Below are 16,182 nucleotides of genomic sequence, written 5' to 3'. Positions count from 1 at the left end.
TTTAGTCATTATAGCATGGGAATGTTTCAGCTTGCTTTCGAAATCTTACAATTTTATTTCAATTTACTACTAATCGTAAGCATACTATATATGCATTTTTAAATAGCCATCGATGAATGGGTCTAACTCGCCATCCATCACCGCTTGAACATTTCCAGTTTCCACATTGGTCCGATGATCTTTGACCATCGAATAAGGATGGAAAACATAAGAACGGATCTGTGATCCCCAACCGATTTCCATTTGTTCCCCACGTAATGCAGCTGCTTCTTGTTCTTTCTTTTCAACTTCCAATTGATAAAGTTTCGCTTTCAGCATCCCCATCGCTTGTTCACGGTTTTTTAATTGTGAGCGTTGTGCCTGACTGGCAACGACCGTTCCTGTTGGCAAATGCGTGATCCGTACAGCAGACTCTGTTTTATTGATATGCTGTCCACCCGCTCCACTTGCTCGGTAAGTGTCGATCTTCAAATCATCAGGATTGACCTCGATGTCGATCATGTCATCTAATTCTGGCATGACATCGACCGAACAAAATGACGTATGTCGGCGTTTCGCCGAATCAAATGGCGAGATCCGAACAAGACGGTGAACGCCTTTTTCTGATTTCAAATAACCATAAGCATTATGCCCTTTGATCAATAATGTCACACTTTTGATTCCAGCTTCATCACCAGCTTGGTAATCTAACATTTCCACTTGGTAGTTGTGTTGCTCTGACCAACGGGTGTACATTCGTAGCAACATACTTCCCCAGTCTTGAGATTCTGTTCCCCCAGCACCCGGATGTAGCTCGACGATGGCGTTATTGCGGTCATAAGATCCGTCTAGTAACATGGCTAATTCGTAAGTCGTCATCTTTTCAGCTAACGCACTGATTCGCTCTTGTGCTTCTTCTTGCATTTGCGCATCTGGCTCTTCTTGTAACATTTCCACCATCAATTCTAGTTCTTCTAACTCTTGTGCGAGTTCATTGAACTGATCATAGGTTTCTTTGTTTGCATTATTTTCATTGATCACTTTTTGTGCAGCTTCACTATCATCCCAAAAACCGGGTTCAGCCATTTTTGCTTCTGCTTCAGCAATATCTTCTTCCAGCTGATCTAAGTCAAAGAGACCCCCTAAAACTTGTGACTTTCTCTTGCATTTCGGTTAGGAGGTTTCGAATTTCAGAAATTTCCATTTCGATTTCCTTCTTTCTATCTAATCTTCATTATTTAGTCTACCAGAATCTTGAACGAACAGAAAGAATAAGATGCGACAAGCTCGCCACGTTCCTTTTTCATTCCGTTCTTAATGGTAAGTGTGTCCCAAAAGTCACCTCTTCGGAAATAAGGTGGAATCCACAAAAATTCAACGAACGATTTTTGCGGATTCCACCTTATTTCTTGAGGCTCAGCACTTCTTGACCTCAGGGAAGTCATAAAACAAAAAATAATGCTTTAAGATTCCCTATCTATTTTAGTTTGTGAAAAGGAACGATCACTCTCATATGAGGTGAGTTCCTTTTCTGAATTGATCAAATCTTATTGTTCCGTATGAACGATTTCTTTCAACAGGAAAGATTACATCTCATTCTTACCATGACAATTTTTGAATTTTTTACCACTGCCACATGGGCAAGGGTCATTACGACCAACTTTATTGACGCTGACAGGCTGTGATTTCACATTCAATCGACTGTTTTCTTTTGCACCGCCTTCTGTTGGTTGAACAGGCTGCCCTTGAGACACTTGTTCACGTTGGACGTTTTGACGGATCTCCGCTTTCATAAAGATACGTGTTACTTCGTATTCGATTGCACCAATCATGTCTTCAAACATTTTATAGCCTTCTGTTTGATATTCGACAAGTGGATTGTTTTGTCCATAAGCACGTAGTCCGATCGATTGACGTAATTGATCCATTGCATCGATGTGGTCTGTCCATTTTGAATCAACAACACGTAAGATCACGACTTTTTCAAACTCAAGTAATTGCTCAGGACCATTTAGTTGTGAAGCTTTCGTATTAAAGATTTCTTGTGCTTTTTCATTTAAGAAATCTTTGATTTGTTGTGGTGTCTTGCCTTCTAGATCAGCCAATGAAATACTGTCTTCATGAACCAGTGTACTACCAGCAAAGTCAACGATCCCTTCAAGGTTCCAGTTTTCCTTTTCAAGTTGAGTATGTGCATCTACTACTCGACTGATCGTTCGTTTGACCATATTCATCAATGGTTCAGATAGACTTGTTTCCTCCATGATTACATCTTGACGTTGTTTATAGATGACTTCACGTTGTTCACGCATCACATCATCGTATTGAAGAACGTTTTTACGTGTGTCGTAGTTGTTTCCTTCTACACGTTTTTGCGCAGATTCAACTTGTTTCGACAACATCTTACTTTGGATCACTGCATCCTCTTCACCGATCTTCATGCGTTCCAAGAAGGCTTTGATTCGCTCTGAACCGAATCGTTTCATCAAGTCATCTTCAAGAGACAAGTAGAATTGTGACATCCCTGGATCTCCTTGACGACCTGCACGTCCACGTAACTGGTTATCGATACGTCTTGATTCGTGACGTTCTGTACCAATAACGGCTAATCCACCCAACTCACGAACACCTAGACCTAACTTGATATCCGTACCACGACCAGCCATGTTTGTTGCAATCGTAACTGCTCCTTTTTGACCAGCATTCATGATGATCTCGGCTTCTTTAAAGTGGTTTTTGGCATTTAGTACTTCATGAGGCACGCGTTCTCGGTTCAATAAATCAGAAAGTAATTCAGACGTTTCAACAGCGACAGTACCTACAAGAACAGGTTGTCCTTTACGGTAACGATCTTTGATATCTTGAACGACTGCATTGAACTTGCTTGTCAATGTCGGATATAACAAATCTGGACGATCATCACGAATGACCGGACGATTTGTAGGGATTTGAATGACTTGGATGTTGTAGATTTCTCTAAACTCTTCTTCTTCTGTCTTCGCTGTCCCTGTCATACCAGATAATTTCTTATACATACGGAAATAGTTTTGGAATGTGATCGATGCCATCGTTTTTGTTTCATCTTCGATCTCCACGCCTTCTTTGGCTTCAATCGCTTGGTGCAAGCCATCAGAATAACGGCGTCCATCCATGATACGACCAGTAAATTGGTCAACGATCATTACTTTTCCATCTTGGACCACATAGTCAATATCTAAAATCATGATATAGTTTGCGCGTAATGATTGATCGATATGATGCGTTAAAGCAGAATTTTCGATATCATATAAGTTATCTAAACCAAAAGTTTCTTCCGCTTTTTCAATTCCCGCTTCAGTCAAACTGATCGTTTTTGATTGAACATCGATTTTATAATCTTCTTCTTCTTTCAATCGTTTGACAAAGTTATCCGCACGCGTATATAACGCAGTTGACTTTTCTGCTTGTCCAGAAATGATCAATGGCGTTCTTGCTTCATCGATCAAGATCGAATCGACTTCATCGACGATCGCATAGTTCAATGGACGTTGGACCATTTGATGGCGATAAACGACCATGTTGTCTCTCAAATAGTCAAACCCTAGCTCGTTGTTTGTACTATACGTAATGTCACAATTGTAGGCCTCACGTTTTTCATCTGCTGATTTTGAATTGATATTCAAGCCAACTGTCAAACCTAAGAAGTTGTATAACTCACCCATCTCATTGGAGTCACGAGTAGACAAGTATTCATTGACAGTAACTACATGAACGCCTTCTCCTGTCAAAGCATTTAAATAAACAGGCATCGTAGCAGTCAAGGTTTTCCCTTCACCGGTACGCATCTCTGGAATATTCCCATCATGAAGGACGATCCCCCCCATCAACTGCACAGGGTAAGGGTACAACCCTAATACGCGTTTTGCTGCTTCGCGAACTACTGCGAAAGCTTCTGGTAAAAGTTGATCTAATGTTTCCCCTTTTTTATATCTTTCTTTAAATTCTGTTGTCTTTGCTTGTAATTGTTCATCTGTTAATGCTGCCATATCATCAGCATGAGCTTCGATTTTTTTTACAATACTTTCTAAACGTTTTAGTTCTTTCTTATCATTTTCGATAATCGAACGAATAAAATTGGCCATGCGTTGTTTAATCTCCTTTTATATAATATCCAAACTATGTAGACTCTGTTTCTTATTTTATCATTAGTTGTGGATAAATGAAATAACTTAAGACAATTAAAGTGATATCTTCATAATTATTTCATATTCTTTTTTATCTATTCAATCCGAAAAAAAAGCTTGCAGTAGTCATTAGAGACCACTGCAAGTTTTTTTCATGTTATTATTTCGTTATTTATCAATCAGTTTCAATCAATCCATATTTGCCATCTTTACGACGGTAAACAATGCTTGTACCATTCGTTTCTGCATCTTCAAAGATGAAAAAGTTATGGCCTAACATATTCATTTGTAAAACAGCTTCTTCGCTGTCCATTGGTTTCAATGACAAGCGTTTTGTGCGCACGATATCTAATTCAGACTCATTTTCTTCTTCGTCTTCATTATTGAACATAACCGCCGCATTTGCTGTATTCAAACCAGTTTCACGAGATTTACGATTGATTTTTGTTTTGAATTTGCGGATTTGACGTTCCAATTTATCAACAACCAAATCAATACTTGCATATAGATCTGGTGAAGTTTCTTCGGCACGTAATACGAGATAAGGTAATGGAATTGTAACTTCCACTTTTGCTGTTTTTTCAGTATAAACTTTTAAATTCACATGCGCCGTAGCATCGGGAGCATCGCTGAAATAACGTTCTAATTTTCCTACTTTTTTCTCTACGTAGTCACGAATCGCTTCAGTTACTTCGATATTTTCGCCGCGTACATTATATCTAAACATAAAAACTACCCCTTTCATCTACCACAATCAAGAAGGAGAAGGACCACTCTTTCCCTCTTCTTACTTCTATTATATCGAACTCGTAAGCATTTGCAAACTAAATCGCTGTCATTTTACGGCCGTTTCTACAAAAAGCTTATCTAGCAAGTGAGAACGTCTGTACTTTATTGGGTGACTGCGCCAATAGGCAGGTCGCTGCATGGAACATCGTCTGGCCCGTCGTATAAACATCATCGATCAGTAAGATATTTTCCCCTTTGATTTTAGGTGTAGATGGCTGATAAACAAATGGTTGGGTCGTAATCAAACGTTGCTCTCTTGTTTTTTTAGATTGCGGTGTATGGTGTTTTTCTCTAATCAGCAATTCTTGAAAAGGAAGCCCAGCAGCTCTCAATAGTTCACTCACTTGATTAAATCCCCTTTCGCTGATCCTTTCTGTAGACAATGGGATCGGACAAAAAACAAACGACTTGTATTGTTTTCGTAATTCTTGTAACTCTGAGCTGAATGTATGTGCCAGCAAGATATCCCCCATGAATTTATATTGTTTGAGCCAAGTACGGAACGCTTGATCATAGCGGAAGAACGCACGATGACAACAACGATAGTTAGGATAACGCGTACGCCAATGCAAGCAATCTCGGCAATAGTCATGTTGATCAATAGCCTGTTTCGTCCATACTTTTTGGCAGCCTTCGCACTGATGGCTACTCTCCTGTTGTATTCGTTGAAATAAGAATTGACATTCCTGGCAACGTCTCGCTATTTTTTTCAGTCCAAGCAATTCACTAATTGTTATATTTCTACTAAATATTTTCTTACAGTATACGCATCTCATCTCGTTGCTCTTTTCCTTTTTTATTCATTTGTTTGATTTCTTTACAGGCTTTTGCGATAGCACGTGTCTTTTCTTCATAGAAAAAATAGACCTGACTATTGGTGAATCCTCCCTTTCGATCGGCACGTCCAGCAATTTGGACCAGTGATGATTTGCTGAATACCGGATGGTCGGCGCCTAAAACAATGACTGAGATCCGTTCAAAAGTCACCCCACGCTCTAAGATCATCGTGGTCAAAAATACATCGTAATGTTGCTCTCTCATATTTTGAACTTTGCTACTACGTGCTTCATCTTTTGAAGAGGCGGATGTCATACGAAAAGACAATTGTTTTTTTAATTGTTTCTCCAATTGCTCCATTAAAGAGATACTCGGGCAAAACAATAGCACATGGTTTTCTTTAACTAGCTCTTGGATCAAGCGACACAATCGTTGATTCTTTTTTGGGTGCAAACAGCGATTTGACCACTGATTCCAAAAAAGCAATTTCGGTTCTGGCAATAATCGTTGATGAAAGCGTAAAGCCAACTGATGAACACTTATAGCTGTTCGGCTTTTTTTCAATAACTGGTTATCGGGTGTCGCACTTAAATATATCAGTTGGCCATTTCTTTGTAGTACGGTTTTCACTGCATAAGCTAACCCTTGGTCCCCCACAAATGGAAAAGCATCCACTTCATCTACGACTAAAAGAGCAAATGCTCGGTAAAAACGATACAATTGATGCGTCGTACAAATCACTAAAGAACCATAGCGATCAGGTTCGTCTGATTTCCCATGGAGCAGGCGGATCGTTTCTTCTGGGAAGACCTTGCTAAGTCGTAGGTATAATTCCTGGCAAACGTCGATCCTTGGTGAGGCGATAGCCACTCTCCCACCTTTAGCTAAGGTCGTTCGGATACTGGCGTAAAGCATCTCCGTCTTGCCTGAGCCGGTCACTGCCCAAACCAAATGCTCACCCGATCGTTCACATAGATCATCCGAAATCCGCTGTTGTAGTGTTGTTAATCGGCCTTCCCAACAGTGTTTTATATGACGCTTCTTTCCATTTGGTTGTTCGAATAAGTAGAGCTGTTGCTGGGTATCGCAACGCCCCAAAAACAGACAGTGGGGACAGTAGTAGGTAGACGCATTGAGCCTTGCTGTTTGCAAAGGGGTAGTTTGACTGCAACGATTGCAATAAAGCTGCTTTTTTTTGACTGTGACTGCATCTACCACTTCATAGTTCAATTCTTCATAAGAATGTTCATTCCCATATACTTCTTTAGTTAATAATCGTCTCCCAAAAAAATCTTCCGCTTGCATATGCACTTCTCTCCCTTCGCAAAATAGATACGCCAAAAAGGAAATCCTCCATGCAGAATCAATCGGATTGATCCAATTAGAAAATCAAATAATAAGCGGACGAACGCGATGATTTCAATGAAAAAAAAGTATGAAACTGAGTCAGCAAGCCATTTCTTTAACAGAAACTTTCGGACTCAGATCATACTGGTATATGTAGCTAGACCTAAATTTGGACTTGAATCGAGAGATCGGATCAACAGCTAGAAAAATAGTTATTCGTCAAATAACCAACTGGATTTGACTAATTGATTGAATACGATAAATTCTTTTTCTAAATTGATGACCACCACTTCATAGCCAGCATTGATCCAGCCATAGGCGCCTTTTTCAGGATGTTTATAGTCGTTCGCCCACCAATCGGTATTTTCTCGTGCAGAACGGGGCAAAGCACTACTTGGAAAAAGCAACTCATCGATTTGAGTAAATGTCAGCGTGATTTGAGAGCCACCATTTGTCTTTAGATAATGAGTGATAGCATCATACTTTTTGACTCGTTCTTTCATGTTACGCACCTCACTTTTCTTTATTATCCCATATTCCCTTCGTTAAGCAACTATTAACATAATTGTCATGCAGAAAAAAATTCTCTATACTTGAAAAGAGACGAGAACAAACAATGAAAGTAGTGAAACAGATGTTAGAACGTTATTACACGATCAAAGAAAATGGTCAAAGTGAGCTTGAAATAAAAAAATCACGTTTTATCTGCTCACTTAAACGAGTTGAAACAGAAGAAGAAGCAAAACAATTTATCCAAGAAACAAAAAAAGAACATTGGAAAGCCAATCATAATTGCAGTGCGTTTGTGATTGGTGAAAAAAATGAGATTCAACGAAGTAGCGATGATGGTGAACCGAGTGGAACTGCTGGCGTGCCGATGCTAGAAGTAATCAAAAAAAATGAACTAATCAATGTTGCAGCTGTTGTGACTCGTTATTTCGGCGGGATCAAGTTAGGTGCAGGCGGCTTGATTCGTGCATATGCGCATTCGGTTTCCCACGCATTACAAGAAATTGGCATCGTTGAGGGGACATTGCAACAAGAACTATCGATTCATATTGCCTATCCCCAACTAGGAAAAATAGAAAACTACTTGGCACTTCAGCAGGTGAATGTGAAAGAAATCCGCTATACAGAAAAAGTCATCGTTGTTTGCATGATCAATGAAAAAGAGGTCTCTGCTTTCCAAGAAGCAATCATTGAACTTTTGAGCGGTCAAGTGACATTTACTGAAGGAGCTGTTTCTTATCATGAACAACTCATTCAAACAAGAGAATGAGTCTGATCATATAGAAAAAGACCAAAGAATAGAAGGCAGCTATGCCGATGACTATTCTCTGGTCTTTTTATTCGATATGAACGATCATCTTTCTAAATAAAACTCAAAGCGGTCGCCGACATATTGGGTGCGTACATATTCAAATGGCGTACCATCTTCAAAGTAAGAAATCTGCCTTAAACGTAAAACAGCATCTCCTCGCTTGACCTCTAAATATTCAGCAATTTTTTCTGAAGCTAAGACTGCTGAAATTGTTTGTTTCGCCGCACCGATCTTGTTTCCTCTTTTTTCTTCGAGTGTTCGGTACAATGACTCCGTAATTTCTGCTTTGCTGTATCCATCGATGATTTTTTGCGGAATACTCGCAATCTCAAAGCAAATAGGGATATCATCAGCAAAACGAATCCGTTCCATTCGTAAGATGGTATCATCTTTTGTTAATTGCAATTTCTCCATTTCACTCGAACTTGGTGACGTGAGAAAATAAGAAACCGTTCGACTGGATGGCACACGATTTTGTGATTCCATAATTTCGGTGAAACTGGTTGCACCAGACATTTTTTCTTGGACCTTTTCTCGTGCTACGTACGTACCTGATCCAATTTTTCTTTCAAGGATTCCTTCATCGGCTAAGTTTTGGATCGCTTGTCTTAAAGTCATACGACTAACATTGAATTTGATGGCTAATTCTCTTTCTGAAGGAAGACGATCTCCGATTTTCCAAACGCCTTGCTCGATTTCACTTTTGATTTGATCGTGAATTTGTATATATACCGGTAATTGATTCGACATAACATCTATCCGTCCTTTCATTTCTATTTTATTATAACTGGTATATACCTAATTCTCAACAAAAAAGAGCCCACCATGCTGTTCATTCCACTGCCTCGCCCTACGACATAATAGCGTTTGGATAGAGAACTATGATCATTCACTCTTATTCAAATAAGTAATTAAAGTAACAAGCTCTTACTATTCTTGCTCGGAAACGACAGAATCAAAAAGGCTGGCTCAAGTTTACCCAACTAATCATTGATCCAGTGTTTTCATGGCCGTTGCCATCATCAAACGGATTCGATTCAATTGATTGACGACAGACGTACCTGGGTCATAATCGATTGCAGTAATGTTGGCTTTTGGGTAACGATGACGAAGCTCTTTGAATACCCCTTTGCCTACAACATGATTCGGTAGACAGCCAAATGGTTGCATACAAACGATATTAGGCACATCATTTTCCAACAATTCAATCATCTCACCGGTTAAAAACCAGCCTTCACCGGTCTGATTACCAATTGATAAAATCTGGCTTGCTTCCTCTGCTAATTGATGAATTGGTGTTATTCCATCAAAGCGTTGTGATTTCCTTAATGCTTTATCCATTGGCTTTACAACATATTCAATCAAGCGGATAAGAAACTGCGCGACCCATTTGCTTTTTTTCGAATGACCTAAATGTTCATATTTCCAGATTTGGTTGTATAGCGAATAATTCATAAAGCCCATGATATCAGGAACAACGACTTCAGCTCCTTCTTCTTCTAATAATCGGACGATATCATTATTGGCTGTAGGTGAATACTTGACTAGGATCTCTCCAACAATCCCTACTTTAGGTCTCGTTTGGTTCGTTAGCGGAACCGTGTCAAAAGCATGGATGATTTTCACCATATTTCGATTGAAATTTGTCAAAGAACCATTTTTGACATTGCGTTCCACTCGTTCAAGCCATTGATGGTGCATTGCATCAATCGTGCCTTTTTCTATCTCATATGGTCGAGTACGGTAAACGACCCGTTCAAAAAGATCGCCATATAAAAAAGCAACAGCTAAGCGTTTCAACAATGGCAATGTGAACGTAAAACCAGGAGAAGATTCTACCCCTTGATTGCCGAAAGACACAGAAACCACAGGTATCTGTGGGAAACCAGCTTCATCAAGCGCCTTTCGAAGCAGTGGGATATAATTAGTCGCTCGGCATCCACCTCCTGTTTGGGTCATCATCACGCTGGTATGATTTAAGTCATATGTGCCACTTTCCAATGCCTCGACTATTTGCCCAATTGAGATGATTGCTGGATAACACGCGTCATTGTTGACGTACTTTAACCCAACATCATTCGCATTTCCACTTTCTCTTGGCAAACAAACGACTTGATATCCCGAGGCTTTTAGAGCAACATCAACTAAACCAGATTGATGGATAGGACTCAACATAGGTAATAACAAGGTATGTGTTTTCTTCATTTCTTTGGTAAAAGTGATTTTATCTGGTATAAGAAATCGTTTTGTTGGGTGAAATTGTTGTTTGGTTCGTGCATCGACTGCCGCTTTTAATGAGCGCAAGCGTATCCTGATGGCACCTAAATTTGCACCTTCATCGATTTTTAGTACAGTGTATAACTTGCCATATTGCCCCATGATTTCTTCCACTTGATCAGTTGTCACCGCATCGATACCACACCCGAAAGAGTTTAATTGCACTAATTCTAATTCCTTAGATTTGGCGACGACTCGGGCGGCAGCATATAATCTTGATTGATAGACCCATTGATTCACTACGCGTAATTGCCCCACATCTCCTAGATGAGCAATGCTATCTTCTGTCAAGACATGGAAGCCTTCTTGTGTGATCAATTCTGCAATCCCATGATTGATTTCCGGATCTAGATGGTAAGGGCGACCTGCAAGAACGATGCCACGTTCATTGTTCTGATGTAGCATCCTTAAGGTTTCTTCTCCTTTTTGCTGAATTTCTTTTTTAAAATCGGCTAATGCTTCATATCCTTGGTGTAAGGCTTCTTTTATTTGCTCTTCTGAAAATCCATAATCAGAAAATGTTTGGTGTAACGTCTTTGCCACTGATGCTTCGTTCGCTAGATTCAAAAACGGCTGACGGTAATCAATCCGTCCTTCCCGAATTGCATCGACATTATTTTTGATGACATCTGGATAACTTTGAACGATGGGACAATTAAAATGATTGTCCGCTTGATTGTTCTCCTTTTGCTCAAAGATCACGCCCGGATAAAAAATGCAGGGAACACCAGCATCGATCAGTGACTGGATATGGCCATGCACCAGTTTCGCTGGATAGCAGACGGTATCGCTTGAAATCGTGTCGATCCCTTGTTCGTAGATTTTCTTACTCGAACGAGGGGATAAGACAACTCGAAAGCCTAAAGCACGAAAGAAAGTCTGCCAAAGTGGAAAGTTTTCATACATATTCAATACTCTTGGAATCCCGATTTCCCCGTTGACAGCTTCTGTTTTTCGTAATGGACGGTAACGGAATAATTGTCGAGATTTTTCAGCCACTAAATTGATTTTTTGATCGGCTTTTTTGATTTTGATCTGTGCCCCACGTTCACAACGATTACCAGAAATCAATTTCCGACCATCAGAAAATAAAGTGACCGTCAATAAGCAATTATTCTCACACAACCCACAGTGCGTCAATTCTTTTTCTGTCGTCAACTGAGTCAATTCTTCAAATGAGAGTACTTCACTTATTTCCCCTTTTTGATATTCTTCCAAAGCAATCAAAGAAGCGCCGTATGCACCCATCAATCCTGAGATAGAAGGACGAACAACTTCTCTTCCACTGATTGTTTCAAATGCTCGCAAGACTGCATCGTTATAAAAGGTTCCACCTTGGCACACGATCTTATTGCCTAAATCTTCTGGGTTTCTGATTTTGATCACTTTGTAGATCGCATTTTTGATCACAGAATAAGACAGACCAGCTGAGATGTCCCCAACAGAAGCGCCTTCTTTTTGGACCTGCTTGACCTTTGAATTCATGAAGACCGTACATCTGGAACCTAAGTCCACAGGGTTCTTAGCTGAAATAGCAGCAACCGCAAAATCTCGGATTCCATAACCTAATGACTTAGCAAATGTTTCGATAAATGAACCACAACCTGAAGAACAGGCTTCGTTCAATTGAATCGAAGACAATGCGCTGTCCTTGATCGTCATTGCCTTCATGTCTTGTCCGCCAATATCTAAAATAAAATCGACACCTGGTTGAAAAAAATTTGCTGCTTTATAATGCGCCATCGTTTCGACTTCACCAATATCGATTTTCAACGCACTCTTGATCAACGCTTCACCATACCCAGTCACTACCGCTTTACCGATAAAGCAGTCTTTGGGCATTTGCTGATACATATTTTTCAATACGTTGATGGTTGTTTCTAAAGGCTGTCCTTCATTGTTTCCATAAAATGAGAATAATAGCTCTCCTGATTGATTGATCAAGGTGACCTTCGTCGTTGTCGAACCAGCATCAATACCTAGGAAAGTCCCCCCCTGATGGGTAGCTAGCGCACGTTCTTGCACCTTCGCTTTTTCGTGTCGTCTACGAAAATCAGCTAACTCTTGATCGTTCTGAAACAGTGGCGCTAAAGAACGAGATGGATGAAGCAACTCTTGCTCTTGGCTTTTCAATTTCTGGACTAATTCACTGAGTGTTTTTTCCTTTGAAGCTTTTGCGTGATAAGCTGCTCCTAATGCTACGAATAGTTGCGGATTTTCTGGAAAAATCACTTCTTCTGTCGATAGACTAAGCGTTTCAATAAAGCGTTGGCGCAATTCGGACATAAAGTAAAGTGGGCCACCTAAAAAGGCGACCTTTCCTTTGATCTTTCTGCCTGCTGCTAAACCAGCGATCGTTTGATTGACGACGGCTTGAAAAATACTAGCAGCGATATCAGCTTTCGCCGCTCCTTCGTTGATCAGTGGTTGTACATCCGTTTTAGCAAATACACCACAGCGAGAGGCAATCGGATAAAGCTGTTGGTATGCTTTGGCTAGTTCATTCAACCCATTTGCATCGGTTTTCAATAGTGCGGCCATCTGATCAATAAATGCGCCTGTCCCTCCCGCACAGCTACCATTCATGCGTTGTTCTAAAGAAGAACCAAAAAAAGTGATTTTAGCATCTTCTCCCCCTAATTCAATTGCTACATCTGTTTCGGGAATCCTTTCTTCGATCGTTTTTGTACATGCAATCACTTCTTGGATAAAAGGTAATTGTAGATGTTCCGCTAAGCCCATACCGCCAGAACCAGTGATGGCAAAAGCAATCCCCTGATCTTGTAAGGTTGTTTTGGCTTCTTCTAATATATTGATGGTTGCTTTTCTGATATCTGCATAATGTCGTTCGTATTTAGCAAAAAGAGTTTCACCATGTTTATCAAGAATCACTAATTTTACTGTCGTTGAACCTACATCGATACCTCCGTACATTTTCATCATCTCGCCACCTTCTTAAAAAGACGCTTTGTTGAACATTGAACAAACCGTCTGTTATACTACATATATCTATTCTAAAACGATTTAGAGCGATTGCAATAAGCAATAATCGTCAGTTTGTGAGATAAACAACAATTATGTGCGATTTGTCGACCAAAAGTGAGGAGATTTTTATGATGAAGAAAAACGATCTTCGAGTGAAACGTACCAATAAAATGATTATTGAAGCGTTCTTACGTTTATTAGAAACAAAAAGTATGGAGCGGATCACGATCCAAGAAATCGCCGATGAAGCAATGATCAATCGTGCAACATTTTATGCTCATTTCAAAGATAAACAAGATCTTTATGAGCATTTATTCCATATCGCTATCCAGACATTTACCTCGATTTTAGATTTGGAACCCTTGATGGAAGGTAATAAATTGAAGCTGAAACGGGTCAACCGCGCCTTAACTCAAATTTACCAATTGGTGGTTGAGAACAAAGCCATATTTATTACGACTTTAGACGGCACTTCGATCGAGTTTTTCAGGAAAAAGTTGAAAATTTTCTTATCAGAAAAATACGCCACTATCTTTGATCGTTTAAAAATCACAGAGAACGAACTAGAAGTACCTATTGACTTTATCACAGAATACATAACTGCCATTTTTACCGGTACTTTACATTGGTGGGTCACTAGTGAAACCGAGATGACACCACAGCAGTTAGCTACTTTAGTCATCAAATTAGTAGGAAATGGTCACTTGACCGTCTTAGGAATCGAGATTGAAAAATAACAAAAGCTCTGAAGAACACAAGATTATGTGAACTTCAGAGCTTTTGTTATTCTTAACGATTTTTAGACAACCATTTTTTGGTATGGTTTGTTGGACGTTTCGCTTTGATTTGGACAAATTTTTCTGATTTTTTCGGTACATGGATCTCTACATTGTACTTCTCCGATTTGATCATATCGTAAATCTTTTCTGCGGTTTCATCTACTTTTTGTTTCCACTTCATTTGTGCCGCCTCCTTTTTTCTTCTTATATCTACTCTAGCCTATAATAGCAAAATCAGCAAGAAACAAGATGTTTTACACAAAAAAAAGAGTGATCTGCAACTGATCACTCTAGGAACTGGGGTAGCTGGATTCGAACCAACGCATGAGGGAGTCAAAGTCCCTTGCCTTACCGCTTGGCTATACCCCAATGAAATGGAGGAGAGTGGATTCGAACCACTGAACCCTAAGGAACGGATTTACAGTCCGTCGCGTTTAGCCACTTCGCTACTCCTCCGAAAGGTTTGTATCAACCTGACTTAGTTATAATACCTAATTTTCCAAGTGATTGCAACCCTTTATTGAAAATTTTTTTGATATTTTTTTATTCGTGTAAATTCCAATGACGAATCACTGTTTCTATCGCATTTTCAAGACTTTTTTCTTTGCCAAAGTCTTCTTCTCCCAAGAAAATCTCAAATTCTTTTGGTCCATACGCTAAAATTTCACCGATCATTTTTTTACCAATAAATAACTGCGTTACCTCATATGTGTTCCCTTTGATCGTTTTTTTGATCTCTTCGGTACGCACTTCAATATCTTTATTCTTTTTTGACATTATTTCCCACCTCTTCAATAGTTTATCACATTTAACGGCAGAAAACATTCACTGCGCGCCTTCTATTTGATAATTTATTTTCTTACTTCTTGTTGCGCTAGATAATTTGCCGCTGCCCCTATCAGGTTCGCATCATTGCGATACTCACACAGGGTGATTAATGGATCAAAATCATTCAACCCAAAATGGCTCGTCAATTTTTTCATCCGTTGATTGATTTCTGTCAGTAATCCCTCTTTTGCAGAAATTCCGCCACCCAATACGATCACTTCTGGATCAAAAGAAAATTGAATACTAAATAACCCTTTTGTTAAATAATCATAAAAAGATTCAACTTCTTCTTGTGCGAGAGGATCACCATTTTCTGCTAATTCAAAGACTTCTTTTCCACTAAAGGTATTTTTATCTAATCCTTTGCGTTCACAGTACCGCCACGCCATTTGGACTGCCGTTCCTAATGTACTGAATGTATGCTCTCCATTAAGAAACATCAACCCAAATTCTCCGCCATAAAGATGAGCGCCTTTATTCAATTCACCATTAGTGAACATCGCACCACCTACGCCTGTACCAATCACTACAAAAGCAACATTTTGATAGCCACGAGCAGCACCTTCATAAAACTCAGCCATTCCCGCACAATTCGCATCATTTTCCATAGCAACTGGCAGACCAAACAATTCCGTTAATTCAGTATAAATATCAAATCCATGGATATAAGGGATCGCGCTGATACCTTCAATCACTTGTCGTTGGCTGTTCACAACACCTGGTGCACTAAAGGCGACCCCACTGATTGCTACTTCTTGTGATAATTGCTGGAATACCGATGATAATTGCGCTTTCATTTCTTTCCATGTAGCTGGTGTTGTGAACTGACCTTTATGTGTTAGTGTTTCTTGTTCCCAATAACCATATTTGACAGCTGAACCGCCAAAATCGAATGCTAAAATCCCCATAATTATTTGTTCCTCCTCGATAGTTTTTC

General features: G+C 39.6%; 13 protein-coding genes and 2 tRNA genes. 2 read left to right on the top strand and 13 right to left on the bottom strand.

The window, feature by feature from the left end:
- Positions 1–84 precede the first annotated feature (84 nt).
- From prfB to P3R27_RS02385, 6 genes are all read right to left on the bottom strand, one after another.
- Positions 85–1,183, bottom strand: a protein-coding gene (gene prfB, locus P3R27_RS02410) for a peptide chain release factor 2 (protein WP_206437464.1) whose coding sequence is annotated in 2 segments (ribosomal slippage) — positions 85–1,110 and positions 1,112–1,183 — 1,098 coding nt in all. Because the reading frame shifts where the segments join, the coding sequence is not laid out codon by codon here.
- A gap of 382 nt (positions 1,184–1,565) precedes the next feature.
- A complete protein-coding gene (gene secA, locus P3R27_RS02405) occupies positions 1,566–4,100 on the bottom strand; it encodes a preprotein translocase subunit SecA (protein WP_034687421.1) in 2,535 nt (844 codons plus the stop codon).
- Between the two features lie 217 nt (positions 4,101–4,317).
- Entirely contained in the window at positions 4,318–4,869 is a 552-nt protein-coding gene (gene hpf, locus P3R27_RS02400) for a ribosome hibernation-promoting factor, HPF/YfiA family (RefSeq protein WP_010734910.1), read from the bottom strand.
- Between the two features lie 136 nt (positions 4,870–5,005).
- Positions 5,006–5,707, bottom strand: coding sequence for a ComF family protein (locus tag P3R27_RS02395; RefSeq protein WP_034687423.1), 702 nt, complete (start codon positions 5,705–5,707; stop codon positions 5,006–5,008).
- Positions 5,688–7,013, bottom strand: coding sequence for a DEAD/DEAH box helicase (locus P3R27_RS02390; protein WP_126134435.1), 1,326 nt, complete (start codon positions 7,011–7,013; stop codon positions 5,688–5,690). The genes P3R27_RS02395 and P3R27_RS02390 overlap by 20 nt, the downstream gene beginning before the upstream one ends.
- A gap of 254 nt (positions 7,014–7,267) precedes the next feature.
- A complete protein-coding gene (locus P3R27_RS02385; protein WP_034687426.1) occupies positions 7,268–7,558 on the bottom strand; it encodes a DUF7662 domain-containing protein in 291 nt (96 codons plus the stop codon).
- Positions 7,559–7,689: 131 nt separating this feature from the next.
- Here P3R27_RS02385 and P3R27_RS02380 point away from each other — a divergent pair, with 131 nt between their 5' ends.
- Positions 7,690–8,334 (top strand): YigZ family protein, encoded by a 645-nt coding sequence (locus P3R27_RS02380; RefSeq protein ID WP_034687564.1) that lies wholly within the window; start codon positions 7,690–7,692, stop codon positions 8,332–8,334.
- An 84-nt stretch (positions 8,335–8,418) separates the two neighbouring features.
- Here the strand turns inward: P3R27_RS02380 and P3R27_RS02375 are convergent, their stop codons facing one another.
- Both P3R27_RS02375 and P3R27_RS02370 read right to left on the bottom strand, forming a co-directional pair.
- On the bottom strand, positions 8,419–9,126 hold the full coding sequence (locus P3R27_RS02375) for a GntR family transcriptional regulator (protein ID WP_034687427.1): 708 nt from the start codon (positions 9,124–9,126) through the stop codon (positions 8,419–8,421).
- A 237-nt stretch (positions 9,127–9,363) separates the two neighbouring features.
- A complete protein-coding gene (locus P3R27_RS02370; protein ID WP_284592221.1) occupies positions 9,364–13,593 on the bottom strand; it encodes a 2-hydroxyacyl-CoA dehydratase in 4,230 nt (1,409 codons plus the stop codon).
- Positions 13,594–13,766: 173 nt separating this feature from the next.
- Here P3R27_RS02370 and P3R27_RS02365 point away from each other — a divergent pair, with 173 nt between their 5' ends.
- Positions 13,767–14,375, top strand: a complete 609-nt coding sequence (locus tag P3R27_RS02365) for a TetR/AcrR family transcriptional regulator (protein ID WP_126134232.1) — start codon at positions 13,767–13,769, stop codon at positions 14,373–14,375.
- Positions 14,376–14,427: 52 nt separating this feature from the next.
- On the opposite strand, the gene P3R27_RS02360 is transcribed toward P3R27_RS02365, so the two are convergent.
- The 5 genes from P3R27_RS02360 to P3R27_RS02340 all read right to left on the bottom strand — a co-directional run bounded on the left by P3R27_RS02360 (position 14,428) and on the right by P3R27_RS02340 (position 16,153).
- Positions 14,428–14,598, bottom strand: coding sequence for a hypothetical protein (locus P3R27_RS02360; protein WP_010734900.1), 171 nt, complete (start codon positions 14,596–14,598; stop codon positions 14,428–14,430).
- 116 nt (positions 14,599–14,714) lie between these two features.
- Positions 14,715–14,786, bottom strand: a tRNA-Gln gene (locus P3R27_RS02355).
- A 6-nt stretch (positions 14,787–14,792) separates the two neighbouring features.
- Positions 14,793–14,873 (bottom strand) — tRNA-Tyr (locus tag P3R27_RS02350).
- Between the two features lie 87 nt (positions 14,874–14,960).
- Positions 14,961–15,194, bottom strand: coding sequence for a DUF2969 domain-containing protein (locus P3R27_RS02345; RefSeq protein ID WP_010734899.1), 234 nt, complete (start codon positions 15,192–15,194; stop codon positions 14,961–14,963).
- Positions 15,195–15,268: 74 nt separating this feature from the next.
- Entirely contained in the window at positions 15,269–16,153 is an 885-nt protein-coding gene (locus tag P3R27_RS02340; protein WP_126134233.1) for an ROK family protein, read from the bottom strand.
- Positions 16,154–16,182: the final 29 nt, after the last annotated feature.

Source organism: Enterococcus spodopteracolus (assembly GCF_030441955.1).
GTDB classification, from domain to species: Bacteria; Bacillota; Bacilli; order Lactobacillales; family Enterococcaceae; genus Enterococcus_B; species Enterococcus_B spodopteracolus.
This window is presented reverse-complemented; position numbering and strand designations above follow the sequence as displayed.